The 14,279-nt window shown below is 73.5% G+C and carries 12 protein-coding genes; 8 read left to right on the top strand and 4 right to left on the bottom strand.

What is annotated here, in order from left to right:
* The 3 genes from ACIDOF_RS30765 (at position 1) to ACIDOF_RS30755 (ending at position 3,725) form a co-directional block, all read left to right on the top strand.
* Positions 1-987, top strand: a complete 987-nt coding sequence (locus ACIDOF_RS30765; RefSeq protein WP_409009442.1) for a TIGR04222 domain-containing membrane protein — start codon at positions 1-3, stop codon at positions 985-987.
* A gap of 192 nt (positions 988-1,179) precedes the next feature.
* A complete protein-coding gene (locus ACIDOF_RS30760; protein ID WP_409009506.1) occupies positions 1,180-1,953 on the top strand; it encodes a TIGR04222 domain-containing membrane protein in 774 nt (257 codons plus the stop codon).
* A 101-nt stretch (positions 1,954-2,054) separates the two neighbouring features.
* Entirely contained in the window at positions 2,055-3,725 is a 1,671-nt protein-coding gene (locus tag ACIDOF_RS30755; RefSeq protein WP_409009441.1) for an alpha/beta hydrolase, read from the top strand.
* A gap of 82 nt (positions 3,726-3,807) precedes the next feature.
* Here the strand turns inward: ACIDOF_RS30755 and hemQ are convergent, their stop codons facing one another.
* The gene (gene hemQ / locus ACIDOF_RS30750; protein WP_409009440.1) at positions 3,808-4,527 is read right to left on the bottom strand and encodes a hydrogen peroxide-dependent heme synthase; all 720 of its coding nucleotides are present in this window, start codon (positions 4,525-4,527) and stop codon (positions 3,808-3,810) included.
* Between the two features lie 4 nt (positions 4,528-4,531).
* Entirely contained in the window at positions 4,532-6,037 is a 1,506-nt protein-coding gene (hemG, locus tag ACIDOF_RS30745) for a protoporphyrinogen oxidase (protein WP_409009439.1), read from the bottom strand.
* Positions 6,038-6,220: 183 nt separating this feature from the next.
* Here hemG and ACIDOF_RS30740 point away from each other — a divergent pair, with 183 nt between their 5' ends.
* Positions 6,221-7,594, top strand: a complete 1,374-nt coding sequence (locus ACIDOF_RS30740) for an FAD-dependent oxidoreductase (protein ID WP_409009438.1) — start codon at positions 6,221-6,223, stop codon at positions 7,592-7,594.
* 82 nt (positions 7,595-7,676) lie between these two features.
* Here the strand turns inward: ACIDOF_RS30740 and ACIDOF_RS30735 are convergent, their stop codons facing one another.
* Positions 7,677-9,182, bottom strand: a complete 1,506-nt coding sequence (locus ACIDOF_RS30735; protein WP_409009437.1) for a hypothetical protein — start codon at positions 9,180-9,182, stop codon at positions 7,677-7,679.
* Between the two features lie 116 nt (positions 9,183-9,298).
* Here ACIDOF_RS30735 and ACIDOF_RS30730 point away from each other — a divergent pair, with 116 nt between their 5' ends.
* Positions 9,299-9,571, top strand: coding sequence for a hypothetical protein (locus ACIDOF_RS30730; protein WP_409009436.1), 273 nt, complete (start codon positions 9,299-9,301; stop codon positions 9,569-9,571).
* Between the two features lie 153 nt (positions 9,572-9,724).
* Here ACIDOF_RS30730 and hemE read toward each other — a convergent pair whose 3' ends face one another.
* Positions 9,725-10,816, bottom strand: a complete 1,092-nt coding sequence (gene hemE, locus ACIDOF_RS30725) for a uroporphyrinogen decarboxylase (RefSeq protein ID WP_409009435.1) — start codon at positions 10,814-10,816, stop codon at positions 9,725-9,727.
* Positions 10,817-10,907: 91 nt separating this feature from the next.
* Between hemE and ACIDOF_RS30720 the strand changes: the two genes are divergently transcribed.
* The 3 genes from ACIDOF_RS30720 to ACIDOF_RS30710 all read left to right on the top strand — a co-directional run bounded on the left by ACIDOF_RS30720 (position 10,908) and on the right by ACIDOF_RS30710 (position 13,982).
* Positions 10,908-11,570: a DUF3000 domain-containing protein gene (locus ACIDOF_RS30720; RefSeq protein ID WP_409009434.1), complete on the top strand. Its 663-nt coding sequence runs from the start codon at positions 10,908-10,910 to the stop codon at positions 11,568-11,570.
* 340 nt (positions 11,571-11,910) lie between these two features.
* Positions 11,911-12,573, top strand: coding sequence for a LuxR C-terminal-related transcriptional regulator (locus ACIDOF_RS30715; protein ID WP_409009433.1), 663 nt, complete (start codon positions 11,911-11,913; stop codon positions 12,571-12,573).
* Between the two features lie 116 nt (positions 12,574-12,689).
* Positions 12,690-13,982 (top strand): HRDC domain-containing protein, encoded by a 1,293-nt coding sequence (locus ACIDOF_RS30710; protein WP_409009432.1) that lies wholly within the window; start codon positions 12,690-12,692, stop codon positions 13,980-13,982.
* Positions 13,983-14,279 lie beyond the last annotated feature (297 nt).

The raw sequence follows: 14,279 nt of genomic DNA, 5'->3' as shown, positions 1-14,279 counted from the left end.
ATGTACCTCCTGTTGATGCTCCTGTACTGGCTCGGCCTCGGCGGCTCCGCCGTCTGGCTGCTCGTCTCCGTCGTCAAGGCCCGCTCGGCCAACGCGCCCCTGCACGCGTACGTGACCGACCCGCTGGACGCGGCGTTCCTCGCGGGCGGCCCCGGCCGAGTCGCGGACACGGTCCTCGCGGCGATGCACGCCGACGGGCGGCTCGCCGTGGCCGGGCCGGGGGTGGTCGGCGTACGGCAGGCCGTGGCGCACCACCCGGTGGAGCGCGCCGTCCTCGACACGCACGCCGCCGCGCCCAGCGGCGCCCTGCACTGGCTGCGGATCGGCGTGATGCGCAGCCCGGCCGTGCAGGCGGTCGGCGACGGGCTCGCGCAGCGCGGGTTCCTGCACCGGCCGGACGCGCACCGGCCGCTGCGCCGCTGGGCAGGGCTGCAGACCGGGCTTTCCTTCCTGTCGTTCCCGCTGGCGATCGTCCTGACGGTGGTCCAGTACTCGGCGCTCGACGGCGCCGGGTTCGCCGTGCCGTTCATCCTCGGCGCACTGCCGGTGACGGGCGCCGGGTTCGTGATCGGCGTGGTGTGCATGGCGATGACCGGCTCACGGATGACCGGGGCGGGCAAGCGGGCCCTCGCGCACTTCCGCGCGATGCGCGACCACGCCGACCCGGTGCACCTGGTGGCCTGCGACGGGCCGCGGTCCGTTCCCGACGCGGTGATGCGCGACCAGCTGACGACGGCCAGCCGGATGCGCGCCAACAGCACGGCGGCCGGGGCGGGTTCGACCCCGCTGGTGTTCGTCGGCGACACCTCGGTGACGTGGTGCGGGGGCGGCGGAGGCGGCTCCTCGTGCGGCGGCTCGTCCTGCGGAGGGTCGTCGTGCGGCGGCTCCTCGGGCGGGTCCAGCTGCGGTGGAGGCGGAGGCGGCGGCTCGTCGTGCGGCGGAGGTGGCGGCGGGGGCGGTGGCGGAGGCTGCGGCGGCGGCTCCTGACGGGGCGGTCGCGGCGGCTCCTGACGAGTCGGGTGCGCGACGACCGTACGGGACGAACCGCACGTACACCGCACACGGTGACCTACCGGCCCGTATCGCTAAGTCGTCACCGACCGTCATCCGGCGTCCGCATCGTGAACGCCCCATGGCGCGCCGCCCCTCGTGTCGCATACAAAATCCGCCATGTCCGCCATGTTCTGGGTTCTGTTCCTCGTGCCGGCCTGGGCCTTCGCCGGGGTGGCCTGCGCCCGGCTGTGCGTCGCGGCGGCCCGCGCCGCGGACAGCCCCGCGGCCGAGCAGCGCGCGGCCGTACGCCATGAACTGACCCTGTACGAGGCCGCGTTCCTGGCCGGCGGTCCGCGCCGGGTCGCCGATCTGACGCTGGTGTCGATGGCCGGAGCGGGCCGGCTGCTGCTCGCGCACACCGGCTGGGCGACCGTCGTCGACCCGGAGGGCCGGGACGAGATGGAGCGTTCGGTGATCGGCGCGATCGGCCCCGAGGGACAGCAGCGGATCGCCCCGGTGCGGGCGTCGGCCGCGGCGACGGTCCCGGTGCGGGCCCTCGCCGAGCGGCTCACCGCGGCCGGTCTCGCCGTGCCGACCGCGGCGCGGCTGCATGTCACGGGCGCGATCCGGCAGGTGCGGGCGGCGGCGCTCGCGGTCCTCGGGCTCGGCACGGTGGCGCTCGCCCTGCACCCGGCGGACGCGGGCAGTCCGATGCCGCTCCTCGCCTGGTTCGCGCTGCCGCTCGCGCTCACGCTGGGCTCACTGGTGATCGCCCGGGCCGAGATCCACTCGTACACGCGCTGGGCCTCGCCCGCCGGCCGGCGGCTGCTCGGGACGCTCGGGCCCGTGCTGCACGAGCGGGACCCGCTCGCGGCGGTCGCGGTGCTCGGCGTGGACGCGCTGCCCGACCCCCGCCTGCGCGCCGCGTTCGGACACGGGCGCACTCGTCAGGGTCAATAGCCCTGACCAGGCGCGGCGTTGCTTTACTTCGCCGATCGCCCGCCGAAGGATCCCTGGTGTTCTGCTGCCGTCCGCCGCCGTCCGAAGGGATGCGAAGCACGATGCGTGCACCACTGCTGCTGTACGGATTCGCCGGTTCACTGGTCCTCACCGCCCTGGCCGCCGCCCCCGCGGGCAGCGCTCCGGCGGCGAGCCCCCAGGCGGGAAGCACCCCGGCGGAAAGCACGCCGGCGAGAAGCTCCCCGACCGGAAGCTCCCCGGCGGCGAACGCCCTCACCGCAGACGCCCCCGCACTCCTGGAGTCGGCGGAGGCGCGCGGCACCGCGGAGGCGGCTCGGCGGGCCGCGGCCGCCGGGCTGGACTGGGCCGCGTGCCCCAAGGCGGAGGCCCTGCCGGACTCCGTGCGGTGCGCGACCGTGACCGTGCCCCTCGACTACGCCCGCCCCGACGGCCGCAAGATCAAGCTGACCGTGAGCCGGGTCAAGGCCAGGGGCGAGGCGTCCGAGCGGCAGGGCGCGTTCCTGTTCAACCCGGGCGGCCCCGGCGGCTCGGGGATGTACTGGCCGCTCGCCGCGGACACCCCGGAGTGGCGGCCGATCTCGAAGGCGTACGACTTCGTGGGCTACGCCCCGCGCGGAGTGGGCCGCTCCGCTCCGTTGTCGTGCCAGGACCCGAAGGAGTTCGCGAAGGCCCCGAGCGACGAGCCGACGCACCCGGACAGCGCGCACAAGCGGAAGCGGGTCGCCGAGGCGAAGGCGTACGCGGAGGGCTGCGCGAAGAACGCGGGCGACGCGCTGCGCCACTACACGACGCTGAACAACGCCCGCGACCTGGACGTGCTGCGCGCTGCCCTCGGCGAGAAGAAGCTCAACTTCATGGGCGCCTCGTACGGCACGTACTTCGGCTCCGTGTACGCGACGCTGTTCCCCTCGCATGTGCGGCGCATGGTCTTCGACTCGGCGGTGAACCCGGACCCCGAGCAGATCTGGTACCGGAACAATCTGCAGCAGTCGCTGGCCTTCGAGACCCGCTGGTCCGACTTCCGCGGCTGGGTCGCCAAGCACCACAAGACGTACCGCCTCGGCTCCTCCGTCGAAGCCGTGCAGAGCAGCTACGAGAAGGTGCGCGACCGGCTCGCCCGCAAGCCCGCCGGCGGCCGGGTCGGGCCGGGCCAGCTGCAGTCGGCGTTCCTGCAGGCCGGGTACTACGACGACTTCTGGCCGCGCAGTGCCCTCGCCCTGTCGAAGTATCTGAAGGGCGACCCGAAGCCGCTCGTCGAGCTGGCCGCGCCGAAGCCGGCCTCGGCGGTGGAGGACGAGAACGGCAACGCGGTCTACACGGCGGTGGAGTGCAACGACTCGGCGAACTGGCCGCGGGACTTCGCCGACTGGGACCGCGACAACTCGGCCCTGGCCCGGCTCGCCCCGTTCGAGACGTGGGACAACGCGTGGATGAACCTGCCCTGCGCGTACTGGCCGGCGCCGCGGCAGCAGCCGGTCGACGTGCGGACGGCGCCGGGTGAGCTGCCCGCCACGCTGATCCTCGCGGCGGAGCGGGACGCGGCGACGCCGTACCGGGGTGCGGTCGAACTGCACCGCAGGCTGGCCGGGTCGGCGCTGGTCACGGAGCGGGACGCGGGCACGCACGGCGTCGCGGGCGGCCCCAACAAGTGCGTCAACGGCCATGTGGCGACGTACATGCTGTCGGGGCGCGTCCCGGAGTCGGGCAGCGCGAACTGCAAGCCGCACGCGGAACCGGAGGCGGCGGGGTAGCGGGGACCGCGCATGCGGAGGGGCCGCGGCCGGTTGTCCGGTCGCGGCCCCTTCGCGTGCGGTGCCGGGAGGCGGGCGAGGCTCAGGCGAGGCCCGTGACCAGCTCCGCGACCGACTTGCGGCGGCCCGTGTAGAACGGGACCTCCTCGCGGACGTGCAGGCGCGCCTCGGAGGCCCGCAGGTGACGCATCAGGTCGACGATGCGGTACAGCTCGTCGGCCTCGAAGGCGAGGATCCACTCGTAGTCACCGAGGGAGAAGGACGCGACGGTGTTGGCGCGCACGTCCGGGTAGCCGCGGGCCATCTTGCCGTGGTCGGCGAGCATGCGGCGGCGGTCCTCGTCGGGCAGCAGGTACCAGTCGTAGGAGCGCACGAAGGGGTACACCGAGACGTACTCGCGCGGCGTCTCGTCGGCGAGGAACGCCGGGATGTGCGACTTGTTGAACTCGGCGGGGCGGTGCAGCGCCATGTTCGACCAGACGGGCTCCAGGGCGCGGCCGAGCTTGGTGCGGCGGAAGAGGTTGTACGCCTCCTGCAGCTCGTCCGAGGTCTCGGCGTGCCACCAGATCATGACGTCGGCGTCGGCGCGGAGGCCGGAGACGTCGTACGTGCCGCGGACGGTGATGTCCTTGGCGGCGAGCTGGTCGAAGAGCTCCTGGACCTCGTCGGCGTAACCGGAGCGGTCCTCGGGGAGCACGTCCTTCAGCTTGAAGACCGACCACAGCGTGTAGCGGATGACCTCGTTGAGGTCCTTGGCCTTCTTGCCTGCGTTGGGGATCTTGGCGGGGGCGTCGTCACTCATGGGGCTATTCTCCTCCGCCGCCGTGGAGACTCTGCACCGGGTTCGCGCTGAGCAGATCGAGGGCGCGGCGGTCCCCCGCGAGCTGGTCGACGGCCGCGTGGGCGCCGGCGATGCAGGCCGGGATGCCCACTCCGTCGTACGCCGCGCCGCACACGGCGAGTCCGGGGTGCTCGGCGACATGTGCCCGGATACGGGCGACGCGCGCGTGGTGCCCGACCGGGTACTGCGGCAGGCCGCCGTCCCAGCGGGTGACGCGGGTGGCGACGGGCGCGGCGGTGAGGCCGACGGCGGCGCGCAGGTCGGCCCGCGAGACGTCCACCAGCTCGTCGTCGGTGCGCTGCAGCACCTCCTCCTCGCCGTGCCGGCCGACGGAGGTGCGCAGCACGAGCAGTTCGGGGTTCTCCTCGGCGATCCAGCCCCACTTCTGGGAGGCGAACGTGGACGCCTTGATCGTGTGCCCGTCGACCGGCGGCACGAGGAAGCCGCTGCCGGCGGGCAGCTCCACGTCCCCACGGCGGTACGCGAGGGTCATCAGGGCCATCGACGCGTACTCCACCGCGCGGAGCTCGGCGGCCGCGGCGGGCACTTCCGCGTCGAGCAGCCGGGCGGCCTGCGCCGCGGGGACGGCCAGCACGACGGCGTCGGCGCGCAGTTCACGGCCCGCGGTGCGCACCGACCAGCCGCCGGGGGTGCGGCGGACGGCTTCGACGGGTGAACTCAGGGCGATCTCCCCGCCCTTGGCGCGTACGGCCTCGGCGACGGCGAGGGGGAGGCGGCCGATGCCGCCCTCGATGCCCATGAACACCGGGCCGGTCTGCTGCCGCCGAGCCGCCCGCTCCTGCACGGCGCGGACCCCGGCGAGCAGGGAGCCGCCCGCTCTGGCGACGTCGAAGAGCTGCGGCACGGCCATGCGCAGCGACAGGCGGTACGCATCGCCCGCGTACACCCCGCCGAGGAGGGGCTCCACGAGGCGGTCGACGACCTCGCGGCCCACGCGGGACGCGACGTACTCCCCCACGGCGATGTCCTCGCCGATCTCGCCGGGTTCCGTGGGCGGCAGGTCCCGCTCGGCCTCGACGCGGCGCAGGCCCTCGGCGGACAGCACCTCCGCGAGCACGGCGGCGTCGCCCGGGACGCCCATCACGTGGCCCTTCGGCATGGGCGTGAGCCGGTCCCGGTTCCACAGGGCGGCGCTCGCGACGGCGGGCGGCTGCAGCGCCGCGTCGAGGCCCACCTCGCGGGCGAGGGCGACGGCTTCGGGGCGGCGGGCGAGCATCGACTCGGCGCCGAGGTCGACCCGCACGCCCTCGATCTCCCCGGCGTGCAGCTTCCCGCCGAGGCGGTCGGAGGCCTCAAGGACGGTGACGTGCGCACCGCCGGCCAGCAGCCGGTGGGCGGCGGCGAGCCCGGCGATGCCACCGCCCACGACCACGGCGTGCACCGCTCGTGCCTGCTCTGGGGCCTGCTCGGGGGCCTGCTCGGCGCCCGTGGGGAGATCCGTTTCGCGCATGCCCCCAGCCTCTCAGACCCGGGGGCGTCTCCGGCGGGTCGGGCGCTCTGCCGTCAGCAGACGGAATCTGCTCTCGGCAGAGGGAACGGGGAACTCCGCCACGGGCGGGGGCGAACTCTGCTGTCAGCAGAGGAAACCGGGAACTCGGCGGATGCGCCGCGGGCGTGGACGTAGCGTGGGCGCATGAGCGAACGACTGGTGGTCATCGGGGCGGACGCCGCGGGGATGTCGGCTGCGTCGCAGGCCCGCAGGCTGAAGGGCCCGGACGAGCTGGAGATCGTCGCGTTCGAGCGCGGCCGTTTCACGTCGTACTCGGCGTGCGGCATCCCGTACTGGGTGGGCGGGCAGGTGGACGGCCGGGACGAGCTGATCGCGCGTACGCCCGAGGAGCACCGGGAGCGCGCCATCGACCTGCGGATGCGCACGGAGGTCACGGAGATCGACGTGCGGGGCCGCCGGGTGCGCGCCCGTGACCTGGACTCGGACGCGGAGTCCTGGACGGCGTACGACAAGCTCGTGATCGCGACCGGCGCGCGACCGGTCCGCCCCGACCTGCCGGGCATCGACGCCCCGGGGGTGCACGGCGTGCAGACCCTGGAGGACGGCCAGGCGCTGCTCGACACGCTGCGGCACACGCGCGGTGACCGGGCGGTGGTCGTGGGCGCCGGGTACATCGGGGTGGAGATGGCGGAGGCGCTGGTCAACCGGGGGTATCGGGTGACGGTCGTCAACCGCGGCGCCCAGCCCATGGCGACGCTCGACCCGGACATGGGCGCGCTCGTCGGCGAGGCCATGGCCGGCATGGGCATGGAGATGGTCAACGGCGCGGCGGTCACGAAGATCCTCACCGGCGAGGACGGCAGAGTCCGCGCGGTCGCCACGGACGACGCGGAGTATCCGGCGGACGTCGTGATCCTCGGCATGGGAGTCCGCCCGAACACGGACCTGGCGCGCGAAGCGGGCCTTCCCCTCGGCGAACACGGCGGCCTGCTCACGGACTTGGCGATGCGGGTCCGCGGCCACGAGAACATCTGGGCGGGCGGCGACTGCGTGGAGGTCCTCGACCTGGTCTCCGGCCGCGAACGCCACGTCGCCCTCGGCACGCACGCCAACAAGCAGGGCCAGACCATCGGTTGGGGCGTCGGCGGGGACTACGCGACGTTCCCGGGCGTCGTCGGCACGGCGGTCAGCAAGGTCTGCGACCTGGAGATCGCCCGCACGGGCCTGCGCGAGAAGGACGCCCGGGCGGCGGGCCTGCAGTACGTGACGGCCACCATCGAGTCGACCAGCCGCGCCGGCTACTTCCCCGGCTCGGCCCTGATGACGGTCAAGATGCTCGCCGAGCGGCGCACAGGCCGCCTCCTCGGCGTCCAGATCGTCGGCCGCGAGGGCGCGGCGAAACGCGTCGACATCGCAGCGGTCGCCCTCACCGCCGGCCTGACAGCCGACCAACTCACCACCCTCGACCTGGGCTACGCCCCACCCTTCTCCCCGGTCTGGGACCCCATCCTGGTGGCGGCGCGGAAGGCGGTGGGGGCGGTGCGCAGAGCGGGCTGAGCGGCCTGGAGGCGGGACAGAGCGTCATGGAGGAGGGACTGAGACGCCCTGGAGGCGGGACCGAGGGATCATTTCCAGCCAATTACAAGAGCGTTGAGAGCTCATCCCCATCCTCCAGGTCCATCGCGAAATACGCCTCGTCCAGCTCGACGACCGACGCCCCCGCCCACTCCCCGAGCAGCCCGGGACAGGCCCAGACGTCCGCCGGGTAGGCGCCCTCGGGTGCCGGGTGGGCGTCGGGGGCGTACAGATGGGCGAGGTGCTGCCTGAACACGTCGGCCTTGCGGCTGCCGTCGAAGAGTCGCTGGTCCGGGTGCTCGTCGGCCGCGTGCGGGCAGTCCGTCTCCGCGTCCGCGAACTCCCGCAGCAGCGCGCGCACTTCCCGCCCCGGGCCGTACGGCAGGTCCAGCGTCGCCGCCGCCCGCAGCGCGAGATGCAGCAGGACGAGACGTTCGCGCGGGTCGGCGGCGGTGGCGTGGCGGCGGGCCGCCCACAGGCCGGCGTTCTCCGCGGCGGAGCTGTCCTCCGAGCGGAAGGGGTCGTGGTCGAGCGCCCGCGTCAACTCACCGATGTCCAGGGCCCCTTCGGGCGTCACGTACACGGCGTCGAGGCCGCTCGTGTCCCGTACCGCGAACAACTCCCGGTGCCGGGCGCGGAGTTCACCGAGGGCCTCCTCGGCCTGCTCGCGCAGGAACGCCGGGCACACCCAGGCGTCCATCGGGCCGTCGTCCGCGAGCAGTTCCCGCATCTCGGCACGGCCGCCGGGGCTGCGCAGGTGGATGCCGAGCTCGGCGTCCGTCTCGTAGTAGCGCTCCTCGGGGTCCGGGTGCTCGCCCTCCCCGTGCCGGCACTCCGAGTCCGGGCCGAGCAGCGCGAGCGCCTCATCCAGGCCTTCGATCATGGCGTCGAAGACGGTGCGGTCGGTGATCCGGTGGATGACGTACCAGCAGCTGACGTGCTGCGTCAGGACGAACCCGGCGAGGGCGCCGCGCGTGGGGTGGTCCGGCAGGCCACCAGCGTTGTACGAGATCGTGGGGCCGGGATCGCCGGACGGGTAGTCGTGCAGGAAGTCCTTGAGCGCCGCCACGTCCGCCCGCCGCTCCTCAGTCACACGAGCCGGAATCCCGTCCGCGCTGAACGGCTCGACGGCGTCGGCGGCCAGCCGGGCGTGCCCCGCGATGTTCCCCGGGCACAGGTCGGCCTCCCGCCGCGGGCGGTTGTCGAGCTCCCCGAGGAGGTAGCCGCCGCCCGTCCCCCAGCAGAAGTCGAACTCGTCGAAATGCTCGAACTCCTCCTCGTACGGGTGCAGTTCGTGCCCGCAGGGCCGCTCCCCCAGCGCGTCCGCCGCGGCGAGCAGCGCGTCCACGGCCGCACGACGCGCCTCCGCACCCGGCCGCCAGGCCAGATACCCGGCCATCTCCACGAGCCCCGCCACCCACACGTATGCCGTCTCCCCGCCGGGATCGGCGGCGAGACGGCGGGCGCAGTCCAGGACGAGGGGGTCCGCCTCGGCGGCGGGGCTGCCGGCGCGGACGCCGCTCCAGGCCTCGTACAGCCCGGCCGTCCGGTCGTCAGGGAAGGTGATCATGCCCCGTACGACGCGGAACCGGCCGGGCGGAGTTCCCTGCGGAGTACGTCCCCTGCCCCTCCCGGCCCGGCCCTCTCGTCATCGCCCCTCGCCCCGTCCGCGGCGCCCCACACACGGTGACCTCGTGCCAGGTCAACGGCCAGAACCGCTCCACGTCCCCGATGAACCCGACGATCTCCGGCACGCCCGGCAACGACTACATCACCTGCCTCTCGGTCGACGCCGGCACCACCGGCAACCTCTCCGGCATGACCGGGGCCGAGGTTCGCGGCGGCCCGGAGAACGACGTCCTGCGGACCGGTTTCAACGGCGGCACGGTGGCCGGCGACCTCGGCCTGGACTACTGCCGAACGGCCGGCGGGAACCCGCCCGTCACCTGCGAGGCCTGATCCCGTACGCAAGCCCGCGGAATCCTGCACGGACAGGCCGCCCGCAGGCGCCGACGGAGCACCCTTGCCAGCACCACTGCAGGCACACCTCCATACCCCGCCATACGAAAAGGTCCATGCCCGACCCGGGCATGGACCTTTTTCGGACTGCTTTCAGGCGGACGTACGCGTGTGCACGTACTCCACGAGGCGGGTCAGCGCCTCCGGGTCCGTGGTCGGCAGCACGCCGTGGCCGAGGTTGAAGACGTGGCCCTCCAGGCCCTGCGCGGCGGCCAGCACCTCGTCCGTCTTGGCCTTGACCGCGTCCTGGCTGGAGAACAGCACGGCCGGGTCGAGGTTGCCCTGCAGCGCCTTGCCGGGGCCGACGCGGCGGGCGGCCTCGTCGAGCGGCACGCGCCAGTCGACGCCGACGACGTCCGCGCCGGCCTCGCCGAGCAGCCCGAGGAGTTCACCGGTGCCGACGCCGAAGTGGATGCGCGGCACCCCGTACCCGGAGACGGCGTCGAAGACCTTCGACGAGGCGGGCATCACCGAGCGGCGGTAGTCCGCCGGGGAGAGCGCGCCCACCCAGGAGTCGAAGAGCTGCACGGCCGAGGCGCCCGCCTCGATCTGCACCTTGAGGAACGCGGCGGTGATGTCGGCGAGCCGGTCGAGCAGGTCGGCCCACAGCTGCGGGTCGCCGTACATCAGAGCCTTGGTGTGCTCGTGGTTGCGGCTCGGACCGCCCTCCACCAGGTAGCTGGCGAGGGTGAACGGCGCGCCCGCGAAGCCGATCAGCGGCGTCCCGCCCAGCTCACCGGTGAGCATCCCGATGGCCTCGGTGACGTACGAGACGTCCTCCGGGGTGAGGTCGCGCAGCTGCTCCAGATCGGCGCGGGACCGGATCGGCCGCTCCACGACGGGGCCGACGCCCGGCTTGATGTCGAGGTCGATCCCGATGGCCTTCAAGGGGACGACGATGTCGCTGAAGTAGATCGCCGCGTCCACGTTGTGACGGCGCACCGGCTGCAGGGTGATCTCGGTGACGAGCTCCGGGCGCATGCACGACTCGAGCATCGTGGTGCCCTCGCGCACCTTGCGGTACTCGGGCAGCGAGCGCCCCGCCTGCCGCATGAACCAGACCGGGGTGTGCGGCACGGGCTCGCGCCTGCACGCCCGCAGGAAGGCGGAGTCCTGGACCGCGGCGGCGGCGGTCGTGTTCGGGTTCGGCTGCTGGCCCGCTCGGGGAAGGTCGTTGGCACTCACGTCGGAAAGTCTCGCACGTGCCGCGAACTGCACGGCCGGGACCGGGTGTCCTTCCCTGCACGAACGCCCCGTTCCCCTTAACCTTCCCCGCATGGCTGCGGCGCAGGAACGACTCTCGGAGGATGCTGACGGGATGGAAGACAGGGAGGGGACCGCGGCGGCCGATGCTCTTCCGCTCCCGTTCCGCACCGCCGTGGACGCGCTGCGGGCGGCCCGGCTGCGGCCGGAGATCGAGATCGACCCGACGCGCGCCCCGAAACGGCTCGCCCCGTACGCGTACGCCCTGGAGGCCGCCGTGGTCGACGGGGACGACGACCTCGCGGACGGCCGCCTCGTCCTGCTGCACGACCCGGCCGGGCACGACGCCTGGCACGGAACGTTTCGCCTGGTGACGCTGGTCCGCGCGGAGCTGGAGCCGGAGATGGCCGCCGACCCGCTGCTCCCCGACGTGTGCTGGTCCTGGCTGACCGGCGCGCTGCAGGGCCGCGGCCTGTCGTACGGCGAGCCCAGCGGCACCGTGACGCGGGCCAGTTCGCACTACTTCGGCGGGCTCGGCACACGGCAGCCCAACTCGCAGATCGAGATCAGGGCGTCGTGGACACCGCGCGAGGGGCTCGGCGGAGTGCCGGACGCGGCCGCGCACCTGGCCGCCTGGTGCGATCTGCTCTGCCAGGTCGCCGGCCTCCCGCCGACCGGCCCGTCGGACGCCTCGGTCGTCTCGCTCCCCCAACGCCGCGGCCCGCAGACCCCCTGAGCGCACCACCCATCTCCGCTACCTGCGCGCGGCCCCTCGCACATGAGAGGGCCCGCGTGCGGGTTCTTGCGTACGAGGGGTCATCCGTACGGCCCATCGACGCTTCGAACGGATGCGGTACGGGACCGCCGTTGACCGTGGCCTGACCGTCGCGGCACTCGGTTCGATCTTCGGATGATCGATCACACGTCTGAATTGCCCGAATTGCGAGTCACCAAATCGTGATCATTCGCTAAAGGCGGGCGGGCTTGCTGCCGAAGACCTCTGTGACCTTGAAAGCACGGTTTACCGGCTTCTTCCCCGAGCCGGCCCCGTCCCCGCCATCCCCCCAGGAGGCCTGGTGTCCGTTCTCCTCGAGCAGCCCGCAAGCCTGGTCGCCTACCGCCCGAACAAGCCGACCGCCATGGTCGTCGTGGCGGACCCGCGCGTCCGTTCCACCGTCACCCGCCACCTCTGGGCGCTCGGAGTACGCGACGTCATCGAGGCGTCCTCGATCGCCGAGGCCCGTCCCCGCATCGGCAACCCGCGCGACATCTGCGTCGCCGATGTCCACCTGCCCGACGGCTCGGGCCTGACCCTGCTGTCCGAGACCCGCGCCGCGGGCTGGCCCAACGGCCTCGCCCTCTCCGCCGCCGACGACATCGGCGCCGTCCGCAACGCCCTCGCGGGCGGCGTGAAGGGGTACGTCGTCACCGGCACGCGCACCAACGTCGGCATGCCGACCCGCCCCGGCGCCGCACCCATCGGCGCCGCCGCGGCCCGTATGCACCGCCGCCCGCCGGGCGCCCCGAGCCACCCGGGCGGGTACCGCGAGCTGTCCGGCCGTGAGGTCGAGGTGCTGCGACTGGTCGCGGAGGGCCAGTCCAACAAGGCGATCGGCGTCTCCATGGGCCTGTCCGCCCTGACCGTCAAGAGCCACCTCGCCCGCATCGCCCGCAAGCTCGGCACGGGTGACCGGGCCGGCATGGTCGCCGTCGCCCTGCGCACCGGCATCATCCACTGACCCCCCGATCACCCCGTACGGGGACATAACCACAGAAAACCCAGCACATCAGTCCGGCGCCCGCCGACGGAACGTTCCGTCGGCGGGCGCCTTCCTCGCACAGATACCCTTGACCGGTGACCGACGCCCAAGAGACCGCAGAAGACAGACCACTGCGAACCACCGGAGGCGCTCCTCCGGACGAAGGCGTCGCAGCCCCCGAGGAAGTGCCGATCCCGCTGCTCGAGCCGCGCGAGGGCATCCCCGACGTGGTCGCGGACGAGGCCGCGCTCGCCGATGTCATCGCCGCCTTCGCCGCCGGCAGCGGCCCCGTCGCCGTCGACGCCGAGCGGGCCTCCGGCTACCGGTACGGCCAGCGCGCCTATCTCGTACAGCTGCGCCGCGAAGGTGCCGGCAGCGCTCTGATCGACCCGATCGCCTGCCCCGACCTGTCCGGGTTCGGGGCCGCGATCACGGACGCCGAGTGGGTGCTGCACGCCGCGACTCAGGACCTGCCGTGCCTGCGCGAAATAGGCATGATCCCCACCCGCCTCTTCGACACCGAGCTGGCCGGGCGGCTCGCGGGATTCCCGCGGGTCGGCCTCGGCGCGATGGTCGAGTCGGTGCTCGGGTACAGCCTGGAGAAGGGCCACTCCGCCGTCGACTGGTCGACGCGCCCGCTGCCCGAGCCGTGGCTGCGGTACGCGGCGCTCGACGTCGAGCTGCTCGTGGACCTGCGCGACAGCCTGGAGAAGGAGCTCGACCGCCAGGGCAAGCTGGAGTGGGCGCACCAGGAGTTCGACGCGATCGCGAGCGCCCCGCCCGCTCCCCCGCGCAAGGACCCATGGCGCCGCACCTCCGGCATGCACAAGGTCCGCCGGCGCCGGCAGATGGCGGTCGTACGGGAGCTGTGGACGGCTCGCGACAAGGTGGCGCAGCGGCGTGACGTGTCGCCGGGCAAGGTGCTGAGCGACGCCGCGATCGTGGAGGCCGCGCTCAACCTGCCGCCCAACGTGCACGCGCTGCGGCAGCTGCACGGCTTCGGCAACCGGACGAGCCAGCGGCAGCTGGAGCAGTGGCAGGCCGCGGTGGACCGTGCGAAGGCCCTGCCGGAGAGCGAACTCCCGCAGCCCGGGCAGCAGTTGGCGGGCCCGCCGCCGCCCCGCTCGTGGGCCGACCGCGACCCGGCGGCGGCCGCACGCCTCTCGGCGGCGCGGGCCGCGGTGACGGCGCTGGCGGAGCAGCTGCACCTGCCGCAGGAGAACCTGATCACGCCGGACACCGTGCGCCGGGTCTGCTGGGAGCCGCCCGCGACGCTCGACCCGACCGCGGTCGAGACGGCCCTCGCGGGGTACGGGGCCCGTCCCTGGCAGATCGAACTGGTGACACCGGTTCTGGTGCGGGCCCTGGCCGCCCGGCCCGGCGCCTGAGCGCGTCTGTCTCCGACCTGAGCGCCGGGGAGCCCGAGTCGTGTGTCTCGGGCTCCCCGGCGCTTCGGCGTTTCCGGGTCCGGGCGGGCGGTGCGGCTGTTCGGCTTCCCCGCCGTTGTGGTTGCTCGCGCAGTTCCCCGCGCCCCTGAGACGGGCACTTCGTGCGCCGTCTCCCGACAAGGCACGGCGCAGCCGCTTGCACCCGTACGGAGTGTGACCTTCGCCGCTCCGGGCGGGGGGCCTGTTCTGCTTGGTTACCGGCAAGTAGCATGAGCCGTGTAGCCGCCGGAGCACGCC

Source organism: Streptomyces sp. Da 82-17, from assembly GCF_046098215.1.
GTDB lineage: Bacteria > Actinomycetota > Actinomycetes > Streptomycetales > Streptomycetaceae > Streptomyces.
The sequence above is the reverse complement of the archived record's forward strand: the minus strand, read 5'-3'. Positions and strand labels throughout refer to the sequence as shown.